Source organism: Micromonospora sp. NPDC018662, assembly GCF_044391475.1.
In the GTDB taxonomy this organism is placed as follows: domain Bacteria; phylum Actinomycetota; class Actinomycetes; order Mycobacteriales; family Micromonosporaceae; genus Micromonospora.
Map to the genome: position 1 here is coordinate 497989 of NZ_JBISAC010000002.1, position 16894 is coordinate 514882.

The 16894-nt window shown below is 74.6% G+C and carries 16 protein-coding genes; 6 read left to right on the forward strand and 10 right to left on the reverse strand.

What is annotated here, in order from left to right:
* Window positions 1–44 precede the first annotated feature (44 nt).
* Window positions 45–1091, forward strand: coding sequence for a glucose 1-dehydrogenase (locus ACH495_RS07720; protein WP_396856920.1), 1047 nt, complete (start codon window positions 45–47; stop codon window positions 1089–1091).
* A gap of 13 nt (window positions 1092–1104) precedes the next feature.
* Here ACH495_RS07720 and ACH495_RS07725 read toward each other — a convergent pair whose 3' ends face one another.
* Together ACH495_RS07725 and ACH495_RS07730 are read right to left on the reverse strand one after the other, a co-directional pair.
* The gene (locus tag ACH495_RS07725; protein WP_396856921.1) at window positions 1105–2421 is read right to left on the reverse strand and encodes a DUF2252 domain-containing protein; all 1317 of its coding nucleotides are present in this window, start codon (window positions 2419–2421) and stop codon (window positions 1105–1107) included.
* Window positions 2422–2458: 37 nt separating this feature from the next.
* Window positions 2459–3019, reverse strand: coding sequence for an NADH-quinone oxidoreductase subunit B (locus ACH495_RS07730; RefSeq protein WP_396856922.1), 561 nt, complete (start codon window positions 3017–3019; stop codon window positions 2459–2461).
* A 194-nt stretch (window positions 3020–3213) separates the two neighbouring features.
* Here ACH495_RS07730 and ACH495_RS07735 point away from each other — a divergent pair, with 194 nt between their 5' ends.
* The 3 genes from ACH495_RS07735 (at window position 3214) to ACH495_RS07745 (ending at window position 6031) form a co-directional block, all read left to right on the forward strand.
* Window positions 3214–3774, forward strand: coding sequence for a SigE family RNA polymerase sigma factor (locus ACH495_RS07735; RefSeq protein WP_396856923.1), 561 nt, complete (start codon window positions 3214–3216; stop codon window positions 3772–3774).
* A complete protein-coding gene (locus ACH495_RS07740) occupies window positions 3767–4963 on the forward strand; it encodes a hypothetical protein (protein ID WP_396856924.1) in 1197 nt (398 codons plus the stop codon). Before ACH495_RS07735 ends, ACH495_RS07740 begins: the two co-directional genes overlap by 8 nt.
* Window positions 4964–5080: 117 nt before the next feature.
* Window positions 5081–6031, forward strand: a complete 951-nt coding sequence (locus tag ACH495_RS07745) for a hypothetical protein (RefSeq protein WP_396856925.1) — start codon at window positions 5081–5083, stop codon at window positions 6029–6031.
* Window positions 6032–6071: 40 nt separating this feature from the next.
* Here ACH495_RS07745 and ACH495_RS07750 read toward each other — a convergent pair whose 3' ends face one another.
* The 3 genes from ACH495_RS07750 to ACH495_RS07760 are packed head-to-tail and all read right to left on the reverse strand — an operon-like array spanning window position 6072 to window position 9302.
* Complete coding sequence (locus ACH495_RS07750) at window positions 6072–7544, reverse strand: pyridoxal phosphate-dependent decarboxylase family protein (RefSeq protein ID WP_396856926.1); 1473 nt, start codon at window positions 7542–7544, stop codon at window positions 6072–6074.
* A gap of 52 nt (window positions 7545–7596) precedes the next feature.
* Entirely contained in the window at window positions 7597–8955 is a 1359-nt protein-coding gene (locus ACH495_RS07755) for an MFS transporter (RefSeq protein ID WP_396856927.1), read from the reverse strand.
* Between the two features lie 32 nt (window positions 8956–8987).
* Window positions 8988–9302 carry an MGMT family protein gene (locus ACH495_RS07760; RefSeq protein WP_396856928.1) on the reverse strand — a complete coding sequence of 105 codons (315 nt, stop codon included), beginning with the start codon at window positions 9300–9302 and terminating at the stop codon, window positions 8988–8990.
* 13 nt (window positions 9303–9315) lie between these two features.
* On the opposite strand from ACH495_RS07760, the gene proB reads away from it, so the two are divergent.
* Both proB and ACH495_RS07770 read left to right on the forward strand, forming a co-directional pair.
* Window positions 9316–10473 carry a glutamate 5-kinase gene (proB, locus tag ACH495_RS07765; RefSeq protein WP_396856929.1) on the forward strand — a complete coding sequence of 386 codons (1158 nt, stop codon included), beginning with the start codon at window positions 9316–9318 and terminating at the stop codon, window positions 10471–10473.
* Window positions 10474–10546: 73 nt separating this feature from the next.
* Window positions 10547–11788, forward strand: coding sequence for a glutamate-5-semialdehyde dehydrogenase (locus ACH495_RS07770; protein ID WP_396856930.1), 1242 nt, complete (start codon window positions 10547–10549; stop codon window positions 11786–11788).
* Between the two features lie 19 nt (window positions 11789–11807).
* On the opposite strand, the gene ACH495_RS07775 is transcribed toward ACH495_RS07770, so the two are convergent.
* From ACH495_RS07775 to ACH495_RS07795, 5 genes are all read right to left on the reverse strand, one after another.
* On the reverse strand, window positions 11808–12704 hold the full coding sequence (locus ACH495_RS07775) for a squalene--hopene cyclase (RefSeq protein ID WP_396856931.1): 897 nt from the start codon (window positions 12702–12704) through the stop codon (window positions 11808–11810).
* Between the two features lie 111 nt (window positions 12705–12815).
* Window positions 12816–14063 (reverse strand): adenylyltransferase/sulfurtransferase MoeZ, encoded by a 1248-nt coding sequence (gene moeZ, locus ACH495_RS07780; RefSeq protein WP_396856932.1) that lies wholly within the window; start codon window positions 14061–14063, stop codon window positions 12816–12818.
* A gap of 41 nt (window positions 14064–14104) precedes the next feature.
* Window positions 14105–14896 carry a DUF3152 domain-containing protein gene (locus ACH495_RS07785; RefSeq protein WP_396856933.1) on the reverse strand — a complete coding sequence of 264 codons (792 nt, stop codon included), beginning with the start codon at window positions 14894–14896 and terminating at the stop codon, window positions 14105–14107.
* 75 nt (window positions 14897–14971) lie between these two features.
* Window positions 14972–15817, reverse strand: a complete 846-nt coding sequence (locus ACH495_RS07790) for a DUF3152 domain-containing protein (protein WP_396856934.1) — start codon at window positions 15815–15817, stop codon at window positions 14972–14974.
* A gap of 5 nt (window positions 15818–15822) precedes the next feature.
* Window positions 15823–16869 (reverse strand): alpha/beta fold hydrolase, encoded by a 1047-nt coding sequence (locus tag ACH495_RS07795; RefSeq protein WP_396856935.1) that lies wholly within the window; start codon window positions 16867–16869, stop codon window positions 15823–15825.
* Window positions 16870–16894 lie beyond the last annotated feature (25 nt).

A 16894-nucleotide genomic window follows, 5' to 3' on the forward strand; every position in this document is an offset into this window, starting at 1 on the left:
GCTTTGCCGAGCGGGCGACCGGCGGGCGGGGAAAGATGAGGCTCGTGCGCGCTGTGACTGTGACCCCCGGTGTCCCGGACTCGCTTCGGCTCACCGAGGACTGGCCCGAGCCGGCGCCCGAGGAGGGCGCGATCCTGGTCGAGGCGCTGGCGGTGGGCGTCTGCGGCACCGACCAGGAGATCATCGCCGGGGAGTACGGCGAGGCGCCGCCCGGCCAGGAACGCCTGGTGCTCGGGCACGAGTCGCTGGGCCGGGTGCTGGAGGACCCGACCGGCACGTTGCACCCCGGCGACCTGGTGGCCGGCGTGGTCCGCCGCCCCGACCCGGTGCCCTGCGCGAACTGCGCGGTGGACGAGTGGGACATGTGCCGCAACGGGCAGTACACCGAGCACGGCATCAAGGGGTTGAACGGCTTCGCCCGGGAACGCTGGCGGCTGCCGCCCAAGTTCGCGGTCGGCCTGGACCCGGCGCTGGAGTCGGTCGGCATGCTGCTGGAGCCGACCAGCGTGGTCGCGAAGGCGTGGGACCACATCGAGCGGATCGGCCGCCGGGCCGAGTGGCAGCCGAAGACCGCGCTGATCACCGGGGCCGGGCCGATCGGGTTGCTGGCCGCGCTGCTGGCCAGCCAGCGTGAGCTGTCCGTGCACGTGCTGGACCGCAACACCACCGGCCCGAAGCCGGACCTGGTGCGTGCGCTCGGCGCGACCTACCACACCTCGACGGTGGCCGAGCTGGACCTCGAACCGGACGTGGTGGTCGAGTGCACCGGTGCGCCACCGGTGGTGCTGGACGCGATGTGCAAGGCCGCGCCGAACGGCATCGTCTGCCTGACCGGCGTGTCCAGCGGCGGCCGGACCATCGACTTCGACGCCGGGGCGCTCAACCGGGAGCTGGTGCTGGAGAACAACGTGGTGTTCGGCTCCGTCAACGCCGGCCGCCGGCACTGGGAACTGGCCGCCGAGGCGCTCGCCCGCGCCGACCGGTCCTGGCTGACCTCGCTGGTCACCCGTCGGGTGCCGGTCTCCGCGTACCGGGAGGCGTACGCGTCGACCGGCGACGACATCAAGGTGGTGCTGGACTTCGCGCAGTGAGCCGGGCGCCGGCTCAGATGCCTGGTAGCCGGCCGTTGCGGAACAGGTCCACGAAGAGCTGGTGGTCCTCGCGGGCCCGGATCCCGTACCGGTGGGCGAAGTCGACCAGGTAGCCGACGAAGCCGTCGGCGTCGGCGTCCACGGCCGCGACGATCGACTCCTCGGTCGAGTAGTCGACCAGGTCGTGGCTGGACTCGTCGTCGGCCACCGAGTGCATCCGGGCCACCGCCCGGCCCAGGTCGGTGAGCACCCCGGCCAGGTCCTCGGGCTCGTTCACGTCGGACCAGTCGAGGTCCGCCGCGTACGGGGAGACCTCGGCGACGAGCTGACCGGCGCCGTCCAGCTCGGTGAAGCCCAGCCACGGGTCGGCGTGCGCCTGCAACGCCCGCTGCGACTCGGCGGTGCGGTGCCCCTGGTGCCGGAAGTACGACCGGACCCGCTCGTCGTCGACGTGCCGCGCCACGGCCGGCACCTGGGCCTGCTTCATGTAGATGACGACGTCGTTCTCCAGCGCCTCGGTGTGCCCCTCGAGCAGGAGGTTGTACGACGGCAGCCCGGCCGAGCCGATGCCGACGCCCTTGCGCAGCACCACGTCCTTGATGGTGGTCGCCACCGGGCGCAGCCGGGCGCTCGACTCCGGCAGCGTGTGCAGGTAGTCGCCGAACGCGGCGCAGACCTGCTCCCGGGTCGCGGCGTCGATCTCGTACACGCCGTCGCCCAGCGAGAAGCGCCGCTCGTAGTTGTCCACGGTGGTCTGGGCGGCGAGCAGGTCCACCCGGGTGCTCAGCCGGGCCTGCTGGAGCACCCGGCGCAGCACACCGTCGGCGTTCTCCAGCGTGATCGAGCCGATCGCGTCGTCCCCGCCGGCGGCGATCGCCCGCAGTTCGGCCAGGTACGACCCGGCGAAGCTGGTCACCAGGTCACCGATCACCTGGTCGGAGAGCGCCTTGGCGTAGCCGAGCAGGGCCACGCTGGCGGCGAACCGCTTCAGGTCCCAGGTGAACGGCCCGACGTACGCCTCGTCGAAGTCGTTGACGTTGAACACGAGCCGGCCGGAGGCGTTCATGTAGGTGCCGAAGTTCTCCGCGTGCAGGTCGCCGTGGATCCACACCCGGCTGGTCCGGTCGTCGAGGAACCGGTCGCTGGCGAAGTCGCCGCGCTGGTCGGCGTAGAACAGCGACGCGCTGCCCCGGTAGAACGCGAACGGCGAGGCGGCCATCTTGCGGAACTTCCGGCGGAACGCCGCCGGGTCGATCGCCATGGACGCGCCGAACTCCTCGGTCAGCACGTCGACGATGTAGGCGGAACGCTTCTCCGCGGAGTCGGTCATGGTCCGCAGGCTAGCCCCGCCGCGCCACCGGAGCGGTTCAGCCGGTCGGGGGACGCACCGGGGGCGCGGTCAGCGCCTCGACCGGGCGCGGGACCACGTCCGCCGGAGAGGCGAGCTGGTCCGGGCGGGACACGCCGCCGACGCCGGACTGCTCGGCGGCGATCTTCTCCTGGAGGCGCAGGATGCCGTGCAGCAGCGCCTCCGGGCGGGGCGGGCAGCCGGGCACGTAGACGTCGACCGGGATGAGCTGGTCGACGCCCTTGGTGACCGAGTAGGAGTCCCAGTAGGGGCCGCCGCAGTTCGAACAGGCGCCGAACGAGATCACGTACTTCGGCTCGGGCATCTGGTCGTAGAGCCGCTTGACCGCCGGGGCCATCTTGTCGGTGACCGTGCCGCTGACCACCATGAGGTCGGCCTGCCGGGGGCCGTGGGCGAACGGGATCACGCCGAGGCGCATGAAGTCGTGCCGGCCCATGCTGGTCGCGATGAACTCGATGGCGCAGCAGGCCAGGCCGAAGTTGAACACCCAGAGCGAGTAGCGGCGGCCCCAATTCAGCACGAACCGGATCGGCTCGCCGAGCACGGCCGGCACCTGCACCTGGATCTCCCTCCACGGTCCCCGAACCGACAGTCAACCACAGCGTCCGGGGTCCGGACCCGCGGCCGGCCACCGCCGCTGTCCCCGACCGGACAGTCGGCCATCCGCCGCGCCGGCAACCCCGCAACCCGGGCCGGCGTCCGGACGTGTGACCGGTGTGACCGCGCCGGCGGCATGCTCACGGGGAGGACCGGATGACAGTGACGAGGGAGCCGCGGGTCGACCACCCACCACCCGAGGCGACAGCGGCCCGCCCGGACGAGCGCGCGGCCGTCGACTTCGACGGCCTCTACCACGCCCACTTCCGGTCGCTGACGGTCCAGCTCGCCGCCTACTGCGGTGACCTGACCCAGGCGCAGGACCTGGTGCAGGAGGCGTTCTGCCGGGCGTTCGCGCGCTGGTCCCGGGTGTCCCGCTACGACGACCCGGTGGCCTGGATCCGCCGGGTCGCCTGGAACCTGGCCACCAGCCGCTGGCGACGGGTACGCACCGCCCAGGCGTGGCTGCACCGGCAACGTGAGGAGCACGTGCCGGGACCGGGGCCGGACCGGGTCGCGTTGACCGCCGCGCTGGCCCGGCTGCCGGCCAACCAGCGCCGGGCCGTGGTGCTGCACTACCTGGCCGATCTGGGCGTCGCACAGATCGCCGCGCAGGAAGGCGTGCCGGAGGGCACCGTCAAGTCCTGGCTGCACCGGGGCCGGGCCGCCCTGGCCGTCCAGCTCTCTTCCCCGAACGAGGTGAACCACCATGACTGAGCCCGACGACGTGCTGGTGGGCGGTGAGTTCGCCGCCTTCCGGGCGGCGTACGTCCCGGTGGTCCACCCGGCCGGGACGGCAGCGGTCCGGCGGACCGTCCGCCGGCGCCGCCGGCGTACCGCGGTGGTGACCGCGGCGGCGGTGGTACTCGCCGTGGCGCTCCCGGTGGGTGCCAGCGGGGCCCTGCACCGGCGACCGGAACCACCTCCGGTGCCGGCCCAGACCGTCACCCCGAGCCCGTCCGAGACGACGTCGCCTCCTCCACCACCACCGACGCCCAAGCCGAGCACCACCAGCGCGAGCCCGGCCGCACCGGACGGACGGATCAGCCGGTCCCAACTGCTGGCTGCCCGGGTCGACCTGCCGGCCTGGGCGCCCGACCCGGACTGCACGGCGGGTCCGACCCGGATCGCCGCCACCTACCGCAAGGAGGGCGACGTGCTGCTGGAGGAGCTCGTCCAGGGCGACGTGGACGGCGACGGCACGGTGGAGACGGTCGCCCTGCTCCGCTGCCAGATCTTCCCGCACGGCCCGTCCCAGGTGGTGGCGCTCGACCGGGACGCCGACGGCCGGATCGTCGTCCTCGGCCAGGTCGCCCGGTCCGCGAAGACGGCTCCCGAGTGGTTGCTGGACACGCAGGTCACCGACCGGGGCACGGTCCGGGTGGAGATGGCGGACCGCGCGCCGGGCGGTGGCTGGTCGCTGGACTGGTCGCAGCGGCAGTGGCGCGGCTACCGATGGACCGGGAAGCGTTTCGGCCAGGTGGACGGGCCCACCTCGTTCGGCCCGAACCCGCACCTGGCCGACCTGACGGTCTCCGCCGGAGACGTGCGGTTGGGCGCGCCGGAGACTGACGGGACACGGACCGGGACGATCTCGGTCACGGTCCGGAACCTCAGCGCGGTACCGGCGGGTCTGGTGCAGCTGCACCTGCGGATGCAGGTGGGGACCGTCGCGGACGGCCCGGCATGGTCGGCCTGCCGGAACGGGGCACCGCCGAAGGGACCGATCATCTGCCGCTTCGGTCCGCTCGGACCCGGCGCGGAACGGACCTTCCGGTTCGGCCTGCGCAACTCTAACGGCCCCGGCGACATCGGCATCGCCGAGGTGACGCCGGTCGGCACCGACGCCGACCCGCTGCTGGACCCGAACCACGAGAACGACGAGGACCGCTACACCACCCGCTGAACCGCTGTCGGATTCCCTGCAGAAAAGATCGCAACCGGATCGACGCCCGTCGCGTGCTACCGGTGACGCCGCGCGGACCAGCCGCGCGGTGACGGGGACCGTGGGAGGACCTTCCAGATGAGGACACGTACCGGAGGCCGGCTCGCCGGCGTCCTGCTCGGCTCGGCCGCCGCGCTGCTGGCGCTCACCGCTCCGGCCGCCGCCGCGCCCACCGCCGACCCGGCCGCCGACATCTCGGTCGGCCGGCTGGTGCTCGAACCGACCGCACGCGGCTACCAGGGCAGCCTGCCGGTCACGGTGACCAACAACGGCCCGGTCGCCACCTACTACAGCGTCTTCCTGCGGGAGCCGGTGGCCGGTTCGTTCCGCGGCGTGGACCCGGAGGAGGCGTGCGGCTTCGGGGCGTTGCAGGACAACCGGCGGACCGCCACCTGCGGCGTGCCCGGCGGCGACATCGAGCCGGGCGCGAGCCGGCAGTTCACCGTCACGTTCGAGGTGCTCACGGCGACCCGCGACGTCGCGATGATCGCGAAGGGCGGCAAGATCTCGGTGAACGTCGGTGACGGCCGGGACGAGGTCGCCGACCGGGCCAGCTACGCGGCGCGCTTCCGCTCCACCACGGGGTCGCTGCGCAACCCGGTGCCCTACGTGCAGGACACCCAGGCCCGCGCCTCGATCACCACGGCCGGGGCCGCCACGCTGACCCGCCAGTCGGACGGCAGCTACCTGGGCCGGCTGCCGGTGACCGTCGGGTGGGCCGGTGACGCCGCGCACGACTCGCTGTGGGCCGTGGCGGCCGGGCTGCCGGCCGGCGTGCAGATCTGGGGCACCGACCCGGAGGACATGCCGAGCTTCTTCACCAGCTTCACCGTGCCGGGCGGACGTTTCATGGCCGGCGAGCAGCGGAGCTTCGACGTGCTGCTCCACGCCGAGCCGGGCACCGCGCCGGGTGACCTCGGCAGCGCCACGTTCCGGCTCAACACCCAGTGGGACGCCATCACGGTGCCCGACGCCGACCCGGCGGACAACACCGCCTCGTTCACCGTGACGGTGGCCGACGCGGGCTGACGCCCGATGGCCCGGCCGACGCCCACGCGCCGGCCGGGCCTCACCAGGCCGGCCGTTGGAGCAGCCCGACGAACGCCGCCAACAGCCGCTCCCGTACCGCCGCCGGGGCGGCGTCGAGCAGTGTGTTGACCACCGCCATCCGGTCCGGGACCCCGCCACCCAGGCCGAGCCCCTCGGCCAGCCCGGCCACCAACTCCGGGGTGAGCGCCTCCGGGGCGAGGCCGGCGGCCAGCGTCAGCAGTTCCGGCGGCAGCACGACCGGGCCGGCGGCCCGTGCCGCGCTGACCGCGTCGGCCAGGGCCGGGGAGAACTCGGCCACCCGGGGCGCCACCGCGGCGGTCACCGTCAGGTGCACGCTGGCCGGCAGGTCGGCGTACCGGAGTTGGGGCTGGGTGTGCCAGCCGCGCGCGGTCAGCTCGTCGACCAGCACGAACAGGTCCAGCTTCGGATCGTCGGCGGTGAAGCAGACCACTGTGGACTCCGGCTCGGCCATCAGCCGCAGCCCGTCGGTCGCGCGCACCGCGCCGGCCAGCCCGGCGACCGCGTCCCGGGTCGACGCGGCCAGCCGCAGGTAGCCGTCCTCGCCGAGGTGGCGCAGCGTGGCGTAGGCGGCGGCGATCGGGCCGCCGGAGCGGGTGGAGGCGATCACCGGGTTGACCATCGTGTAGCCGGGCCAGTCGGCGTACGCGAAGAACTGCGCTTCGCGCAGCGCCGGATCGCGGTGCAGCAGCACCGACACGCCCTTCGGGGCGTACGCGTACTTGTGCAGGTCGACCGAGATCGAGGTGACGCCGGGCACGGCGAAGTCGAACGGCGGCACCGGCGTGCCGAGCCGGCGCAGCCAGGGCAGCGCCCAGCCGCCGAAGCAGGCGTCCACGTGGCAGCGCACCCCGGCCGCGGCCGCCACCTCGGCGATCCCGGCCACCGGGTCGACCACGCCGTGCGCGTACGACGGGGCGGACGCGACCACCAGCACGGTGTCCGGCCGGATCGCGGCGGCCACGTCGGCCACGGCCGGACGCAGCGTCACCGGGTCGACCGGCACCGTGTCCAGCTCCACCCGCAGGTAGTGGGCCGCCTTGGCGAACGCGGCGTGCGCGCTGGCCGGCACCACGAGCCGTGGCGCGGTCAGCTCGGGGCGGGCGTCCCGGGCGGCCTTGACCGCGAGCAGCAGCGACTCGGTGCCGCCGCCGGTGACGCTGCCCACCACGTCCGGCGCGGCGGTGCCGGGGCCGCCGCCGAGCAGCCGGGCGGCGGCGGCGACCAGTGTGTTCTCCATCGCCAGCAGCGACGGGAAGGCGGTCGGGTCGAGCCCGTTGACGTGCGCGCTCGCCGCGTACGCGGCCTGGGCCAGCTCGTCCAGCCCGGCCACGCCGGGGTCGTAGACGTAGGCGAACAGCCGCCCGCCGTGCGTCGGGCGGTCCGCCGCCCGCAGCGCGTGGATCTCGTCGAGCACCCGCGCCGCGGGCACCCCCTCTGCGGGCAGCGCGCCCGTGCCTGCCTGGTCGCTCATCGGGTCGTTCCTCTCGTGACGTGCACGGCTGCGGGCGGGACGGCGGCGTGACTCACGCCCGCACGGCGGGCGGGACGGCGTCGGGCGCGCCGGCCAGGTGGGCCGGGGTGAGCGTGTAGCCGCGCAGCAGCACCACCGGGGCGGCCACCAGCAGGGCGGGCAGCACGGTGAACCCGAGCAGCACCCCGAGCCGGGCCGAGTCCGGCTGGACGGCGGCGGCGCCGGTCGACGAGGAGACGTAGCCGGAGAGCTGGAGCACCAGACCGTAGAGGCCTGGGCCGAGCGCCAGGCCGAACGTCTCCCCGGCGGTCCACAGCCCGGTGAACACGCCGGCCTGCCGGCGACCGGTGCGCGCGGTGTCGTACGCGATGCAGTCCGGCAGCATGGCCAGCGCGTAGACCTGCTGGCCGGCGTAGCCGACGCCGATCAGCGCGACCACCGCGTAGACCCCGGGGGCCGGCAGCGCGGGCGCGGCGACCAGGGCCAGCGCGCCGGCCGCGAAGAGCAGCGACGCGGCGACCAGCGAGGTGCGCTTGCCGAGCCGGTCGCCGGCCCGGCGCCAGAGCGGCATGACCAGCAGCGCGGGCGCGACGAAGCAGGCGAAGAGCAGCGTGGGCCCGCTGTCCGGCGCGCGCAGCACCTGGTCGGCGAAGTACTTCACGCCGGCCAGCACGGTGGCCACCCCGGCGGACTGGACCACGAAGCAGATCAGCAGCACCCGGAACGGGCGGTTGCGGCCGGCGACCGCGAGCTGCGCGCGCAGGCTCGGCTCGCTCTCCCCGACCGTCCCGGCCGGCGCGGACCGGGTGCCGAGGAACGCGCCGACCGCGCCCACCACGATCAGCGCGGCGACGAACAGGCCCATCCACCGGTGGCCGGGCACGCCGTCGCCGCCGGCGGCCACCACCGCCGGGGCCACCGCGCCGGAGACCAGGATGGCCAGCGCCAGCACCGCGATCCGCCAGGTCATCAGCCGGGTACGCTCCGCCGGGTCGGCGGTCAGCTCGGCCGGCATCGCCACGTACGGCACCTGGAAGAACGCGAACGCGGTAGCGGTGGCCAGGAACGCCAGCGCCACGTATCCGGCGGCGGCCGGACCGCGCCCGAACGGCGCGGCGAAGATCGCGGCGAACAGCACCGCCAGCGCCAGCCCGCCGCCGAGCAGGTAGGGCCGGCGGGCGCCCCAGCGGGAGCGGGTCCGGTCCGAGACGCGCCCGGCGGCCGGGTTGACCAGCACGTCCCACGCCTTCGGCAGGAGCACCAGCAGGGCGGCGAGCCCGGCCGCGACGCCCAGCGTGTCGGTCAGGTAGGGCAGCAGGAGCAGCCCGGGCACGGTCCCGAACGCGCCGGTGACCAGCGAGCCCGACGCGTACCCGAGGTGCACCCGGCGGGGCAGGCCCGAAGCTGTCATGGAGCCGAATGCTACTCACGTTATGGTCGCGGTCACATCCCCTGCTCCGGCGACCAGGCGGCCGCCGCCAGGTCCACCCGGTCGCCGCGCAGCGGGCAGCCCTCGGCGCGCAGCCGGGCCCACGCCTCCCGCTCGTGCCCCGGCGGCAGCCGGCCGGCCGCGTTCACCACCCGGTGCCACGGCACCCCGCCCCCGTGCCGCGCCATGATCGAGCCGACCAGCCGCGCCGACGCCCGCCCCGACCGCTCGGCCAGCGCGTCGGCCACCGCGCCGTACGACATCGCCCGCCCGGGCGGGATGCGCTCGACCAGCGTCAGCACCGCCTCGACGTACTCGTCAGGTGTCACGAGCTGCCACGATATGGGAACGCGCCACGATCGCGCGGACCGCGACCCGCAGAATGGTCGGGTGCGTGAAGCAGTCGCCTCGGCCCGCCGGATCGTGGTCAAGATCGGATCGTCCTCGCTGACCACCGCGACGGGCGGCCTGGACGACGCCCGCGTCGACGCGCTGGTCGACACGCTCGGCGCGCTGATCGGCGCGGGCCGCGAGGTGGTGCTGGTCTCCTCCGGCGCGATCGCCGCCGGCCTCGCCCCGCTGCGACTGCCGCGCCGCCCGCGCGACCTGGCCACCCAGCAGGCCGCCGCCAGCGTCGGTCAGGGCCTGCTCATCGGGCGGTACGCGGCCGCGTTCGCGCGGCACGGGCGCACCGTCGGGCAGGTGCTGCTCACCGTCGACGACGTGACCCGGCGGGCGCACTACCGCAACGCGTACCGCACCCTGCGCAAGCTGCTCGACCTGCGGGCCGTGCCGATCGTCAACGAGAACGACACGGTGGCCACCGAGGAGATCCGGTTCGGCGACAACGACCGGCTGGCCGCGCTGGTCGCCGCGCTCGTCGACGCCGACCTGCTGGTGCTGCTCTCCGACGTGGACGCGCTCTGGACCGGCGACCCGGCCCGCCCGGGCAGCACCCGGATCACCGAGGTGCACGGCGAGGGCGACCTGGCCGGCGTCGACGTCGGCGGGGCCGGCCGGGCCGGGGTGGGCACCGGCGGCATGGTCACCAAGGTCGAGGCGGCGCGCATCGCCACCGGGTTCGGCATCCCGGTGGTGCTCACCGCCGCGCCGCTGGCCGGGCCGGCGCTGGCCGGCGAGCCGGTCGGCACGTTCTTCCACGCCAGCAGCCGGCGCCCCGCCGCCCGGCTGTTCTGGCTGGCGCACGCCACCGCGCCGCGCGGCCGGCTGCACCTCGACCCGGGCGCGGTGCAGGCGGTGGTGGGCCGGCGCAAGTCACTGCTGCCTGCCGGCATCACCGCGGTGGACGGCGCGTTCACCGCCGGCGACCCGGTCGACCTGGTCGACGCCGCCGGGGCGCCGGTGGCCCGGGGCCTGGTCAACTACGACGCGGTGGAGCTGCCCGGCCTGCTCGGCCGGTCCACCTCGGAACTGGCCGCGGCGCTCGGCCCGGCCTACGAACGTGAGGTCGTCCACCGCGACGACCTCGTTTTGTTGTAAGGCGGGGGCCCTTCTTAACGCATTCTGCATAAGAAGGGCCCCCGCCTAACATCCCTGCGAAGGAGAGCACACGATGAGCGTCGTCGAGCAGGCCCGACGGGCCCGGGACGCGGCGGAGGCCCTCGCCACGGCCACCCGTACCGTCAAGGACGCCGCGCTGCACGCGATGGCCGACGCGCTGGTGGCGCGTACCCCGGAGATCCTGACGGCGAACGCGACGGACCTGGCGGCCGGCCGCGACGCCGGGCTGAGCGCGGCCGTGCTGGACCGGCTCGCGCTCGACGAGGGCCGGGTGGCCGCCATCGCGGACGCGTTGCGCGAGATGGCCGCGCTGCCCGACCCGGTCGGCGAGGTGGTCCGCGGGTCCACGCTGCCGAACGGGCTGGAGCTGCGCCAGATCCGGGTGCCGTTCGGGGTGGTCGGCATCGTCTACGAGGGCCGACCGAACGTGACGGTGGACGCGGCCGGCATCTGCCTGAAGTCCGGCAACGCGGCGCTGCTGCGCGGCTCCTCGTCGGCGGCGCACTCCAACGCCGCCCTGGTCGCGGTGCTCCGTGACGCGGTCGCCGGGGCCGGCCTGCCGGCCGACGCGGTGCAACTGCTCGACTCCAGCACGCGTGACTCGGTCAAGGAGCTGATGCGCGCCCGGGGCCTGGTCGACGTGCTGATCCCGCGCGGCGGCGCGTCGCTGATCCGCGCCGTGGTCGAGGAGTCGACGGTGCCGGTGATCGAGACCGGGGTGGGCAACTGCCACGTCTACGTGGACGCCGCCGCCGACCTCGACAAGGCGGTGGCGATCACGCTGAACGCCAAGACGCAGCGGCTGTCCACCTGCAACACGGCCGAGTCGCTGCTGGTCCACCGGGACGTCGCGGACGCGTTCCTGCCGGCCGTGCTGGCCGCGTTCGCCGAGGCCGGGGTGACCGTGCACGGCAGCGGTGAGGTGGCCGCCCACTCCGACGCGGTGGTCCCGGCGACCGAGGAGGACTTCGCCACCGAATACCTGTCCGCCGACATCTCGGTCGCCGTGGTCGACTCGCTCGACGCGGCGGTCGCGCACATCCGGCGGTACGGCACCGGCCACACCGAGGCGATCGTCACCGACTCGCAGCGGGCGGCGCGGGAGTTCGTGGCCCGGGTGGACGCCGCTGCCGTGATGGTGAACGCGTCGACCCGGTTCACCGACGGCGGCGAGTTCGGGTTCGGCGCCGAGATCGGCATCTCCACCCAGAAGCTGCACGCCCGTGGCCCGATGGGCCTGCCGGAACTGACCAGCACGAAGTACGTGGTCACCGGCGACGGCCACCTGCGCTGAGCCGGGGGCGGGTGCGCCGCTACGCGGCGGGCGAGGACGGCGCGACGCGCGGGGCCGCGAACGGCACGCCGGAGACCGGTGCCTCGGACGCGTTCGGACGGCAGGCCCGGAACGCGCGCAGCGTGGTGTGCACGTCGAACTGGTGGCCGTCGTCGCTGTCCCAGCCACCGTCGCTGCGTTGCGTCTCGGCCAGCCGACGCCGCGCCGAGACCAGCAGCCACTGCTCCTCGCCCACCTCCACCCGGCGCAGCGTGGCGGCGAGCCAGGCCACGTCGGCCGGGGACATCTCCGGGATCCGGTCGGCGAGCACCGCCTGGATCCGGGCCGACTCGTGGTACATCCGCTGGCGGTGCAGCACCGCCGCGGCGAGCCACCCGGCGGGCAGGAACGACGGCCAGGTCCCGTCCGGCGCGAGCTGCGCGGCGAGCGTGTGGGCCGCTGCCTGAACCACCCCGGCGTACGCCCCGCCGACGCGGTGGTCGAGCGGGCCGGCGGCGCGGGCGTCCAGCCCGGCCACGGTGAGCCAGAACCCGGCGTCGGCGGTCAGGTAGAACCGCGCCTCGGGATCGCCGGGGGTGGCCCACTCCGGCGCGAACCCGGCCAGCGACCGGTGCTCGTCCCAGCCGCCGTCGGCGAGCTGGCCGGCGGCCAGCCAGTCCAGCGCGTGCCGGGCGGCGGGGCGGCCCAGCGCGCCGAGGTCGTCCAGCTCGGACAGGCGGAAGCAGGTCGCGTCGACGGAGGCGACGTCGCCGTCGAGCACGGCCGGCCAGCCGCCGCCGGGAGCCTGGCCGGACTCCGCCGCGTCGAGCACCTCCGGTGGCACCGGCGCGCCGGAGCGCAGCCGGGACAGCCGGGCGCGGTCCACCGCGTCCCCGTGTGCCACGACGAACCCGATCGCCGCTTCCAGATCGACCACGGCCGTGACGCTACCTGCGCGGACGCGGTTGCGCCTCGGTAGCTCGGCCAGAATGCGGGAGACGCCGAGGGCCCTCCCGGGGCACCGGAAGGGCCGTCGGCGACATCGATCTCAGTACGCGGGCAGCGACGGGTCGACCTGCTTGACCCAGGAGAGCACGCCACCCTGCACGTGGACCGAGTCCTTGAACCCGGCCGCCTTCAGCGCGGCCAGCGCCTCGGCCGACCGGACGCCGGACTTGCAGTGCAGCACGATCTGCCGGTCCTGCGGGAACTTCGCCAGCGCCTCGCCGGAGATGATCTCGCCCTTGGGGATCAGCGTCGCGCCGGGGATGCGGACGATCTCGTACTCGGCGGGCTCGCGCACGTCGACCAGGAAGATGTCCTTGCCGGCGTCCTGCCACTCCTTCAGCTCCCGGGCGGTGATGGTGGAGTCGACCACCGCCTCCTGCGCCTCCTCGGAGACCGCGCCGCAGAAGTCCTCGTAGTCCTCCAGCAGGTCGGTGACCGTGGGGTTCTCGCCGCAGAGCGCGCAGTTCGGGTCCTTGCGCACCTTGATCTTGCGGTAGCTCATCTCCAGGGCGTCGTAGACCATCAGCCGGCCGACCAGCGGCTCACCGATGCCGGCGAGCAGCTTGATCGCCTCGTTGACCTGGATCGACCCGATGGACGCGCAGAGCACGCCGAGCACGCCGCCCTCCGCGCAGGAGGGGACCATGCCGGGCGGCGGGGGCTCCGGGTAGAGGCAGCGGTAGCACGGGCCGTGCTCGGCCCAGAACACCGACGCCTGGCCGTCGAAGCGGTAGATCGAACCCCAGACGTACGGCTTGCCGAGCAGCACGGCCGCGTCGTTGACCAGGTAGCGGGTGGCGAAGTTGTCGGTGCCGTCGACGATCAGGTCGTACCGGGAGAAGATGTCCCGGACGTTCTCCCGGTCCAGCGCGGTGTCGTGGATCTCCACGGTCACCAGCGGGTTGATCTCGCGGATCGAGGCGGCGGCGGACTCCGCCTTGGACCGGCCGACGTCGGAGACGCCGTGGATGATCTGGCGCTGGAGGTTCGACTCGTCGACGGTGTCGAAGTCGATGATGCCGAGCGTGCCGACACCGGCGGCGGCGAGGTACATCAGGGCCGGCGAGCCGAGGCCGCCGGCGCCCACGCAGAGCACCCGGGCGTTCTTCAGCCGCTTCTGCCCCTCGACCCCGACGTCCGGGATGATCAGGTGGCGCGAGTAGCGGCGGATCTCGTCAACTGTCAGCTCGGCGGCGGGCTCGACGAGCGGGGGCAACGACACGGTGGACTCCCCGGGATCGGCGGTGGGACCGCGCCATTGTCGCTCGCCGTGGTGGGGATCGGCCATGACGAGGGACACCCGGCCCGAACTGCGGGACCGGGAATAACTCAGACCCCGTCGGTCGGCTCGCCCTCGTACCGCACCCCACCGAGGTACGGCCACGCGTTCGGCACACAGCCGTCCAGCCCGTACGTCTGCTGCTGCATCACCGGGGCCGGGGCGCCGGGGCGCGGGCACGCCTGGTGCAGCTCGCCGAACTCGTGCCCGACCTCGTGGTTGACCACGTACGTCCGGTAGACGTCGAGCGGGGCGCCGTAGTCGGGCACCGCGGTCAGCCAGCGCGCCAGGTTGAGCACCACCCGGCCGGGCAGGCGGCAGGACGTGTACCGCTCGGTGTGCAGGCCGCCCTCGGCACACATCCGTTCCGAGGTGGCCGGCGTGGCCAGGTAGACGGTGAAGTCGGCGGCGGCCGCCTCGGGCACCCGCTGCACCCGCAGCTCCCCGGACGCGATCCAGCTACGCGGGTCGCCGAGCACCGCGTCCACGGTCGCGGCGAACGCGTCGGCGTCCTGCCCGGTTCCGTGCTCGACCTCGATCCGGTAGCGCCGCAGCGGGCCGGCGTGACCGCGTACCGGTGATCGTCCGTCGGCCACCGCGAACGTGCCGGGGCCGGCGGTCGGGTAGCCGGTCGGCGACGCCGACGCGGCGGTGTCGGCGTCCGGCATCAACGTCGGCGCGGCGGCGAGCGGGACCCGCGTGGGGCGCGGCGGCTCGCTCAGCCGGGTGATGCCCACCGCGCCGCCGCCGGCCGCGAGCAGCATCGCCAGCAGCAGCACCGCGCGCCGCCGGCGGCGGCGCATCCGGCGCAGCCCGGGGCGTTCGGGCGGGGACGACGTCATGCCCTCAGCGTGCCACGCAATTCGGGCATTTAGCTGCTTTTACCGCGCAAGTCGCGAGAATCGCTCACAACCCGGTCACAGCGCCGGCCCGGTGTACCGCTTCCCGCCCAGGTACGGCCACGGATTCGGCCGGCAGCCGTCGAGGAACAGCGTCTGCTGCTGCATGACCGGCGCGGCCCGGCCGGCGCCCGGACACGCCTCGTGATGGTGCCCGAGCTGGTGCCCCACCTCGTGGTTGACCACGTAGAGCCGGTAGGCGTCCAGCGGCATCCCGACGGCCACCAGGTGCGGCGCCGACGTCCGCCACCGATCCAGGTTGATCACGACCTTGCCCGGCACCCGGCAGGACGTGTACGGCACCCCGCCCTTACGGATGTCGATCCCGCCCGCTCCGCACAGCCGGCCGGCGGTGTCCCGGGTGGCCAGATAGATCGTGAAGTCGTACCGGCTGCCCGGCGCGACCCGCTGCAACCGCAGCCGGCCGCTGTCCACCCAGCTCCCCGGCCCGGCCAGGGCCCGCTGCACCACGTCCCCGAACGCCCGGACGTCCTCACCGACTCCCCGCTCCACCGCCACCCGGAAGCGGCGCAGCTCACCGCCCCGGCCCAGCACGCCACCGGCCCGGTCGTCGTACCCGAAACCGCCCGCACCCCGCGCGGGCACCGGACCGGGCAGACTCAGCACGGGCGCCGGTGAGCGGGACGGCGCGGGCGGTGACGGCGAGACGCTCGGCGTCGGCACCGGCGGCTGGGCCACGAACCCGTCGGTGACCAGCTCCTTCGCGCCGGCCGACGGCAGTTGCAGCGCCACGCCGACGCCGGCCCCGGCGGCGGCGAGGAACGCGCAGACCACCACGGCGGAGCGCCACCGGCGGGCAGCGGGCAGGGACCGCGCAAAACGCGGGCGACGGAAGCTGGGCATCCCGCTCAGCCTGCCATGTCGCGGACGCCGCCGCTCTCCCCCATGCCGGTCACCAGCGCCGTGGCCTGCGCATTCCGGCCGTCCGCCCCCGGCGTGGCGGCCTCCGGCGACCCCGCCTCGGCGAGCAGCGCCAGCACCGCCCGGGCCACCGTCCGAGGCACCTCCAGCTGGGCCACGTGCCCGACACCGTCCAGCATCAGCAGCCGGCTGTCCGGGATCACGCGGGCCGCCTGCGGGGCGACCCGCACGTCGACCAGGCGGTCCTGCCGCCCACCCACCACCAGCGTGGGTGCCCGCACCGCCGCGGCCTGCCGCCAGAGCGCACCCTCCCCCGGCAGGTACGACCGCAGGAAGCTGCCGACCAGGCCCCGGAACGTCCGGACGTAGGCGGCGGCGTAGTGCGCCGCCTCGTACCGGATCCGGATCTCCTCGATCGCCTCCTGCCGGCGCTGCTCGCTGATCCGGGTCAGGTCCGCCACGCACGACTCCATCACCTGCTGCGCCATCACCTCCGGCGCGAGCTGGGCCAGCCGCCAGGCGGCCAGCCGCTCGCCCCGGGGGATCACCAGCACCGGCAGCATCCGCCCCTGCAACGAGCGCCGGAAGTCCAGGAACGGCAGGGCCGGCGAGATCAGGGTGAGCGTACGGACCAGATCCGGGCGCGACGCCGCCACCCGGACCGCGACCGCGCCGCCCAGCGAATTGCCGAACAGGTGCACCGGCCCCCGGTCGCTGTGCTCGATCCAGCGGACCACCCGGTCGGCGAACGCCGGGATCGTGTAGCGCCGGCCCGGCTCGCTGCGCCCGAAGCCGGGCAGGTCGATCGCCTGGCCGTCGAGCCGGGGCGCCAGCAGGCCGGCCAGGTCGGTCCAGTTCTGCGCGGAGCCGCCGAGGCCGTGCACGTACAGCGCCGGCTCGGCGCCGGGCGCGGTGGCCGGCGTGTCCCGCACGTGCACCAGCGTGCCGTCCAGCGGCACGTGCCGGCCCGGCCAGGGCGGCGGGACATGATGCGCGGGAAGAAGATGCTCCGGCCCGAGTGCGGCACGCTTCATGACGTCCAGTCTTCCCCGCGCCGGC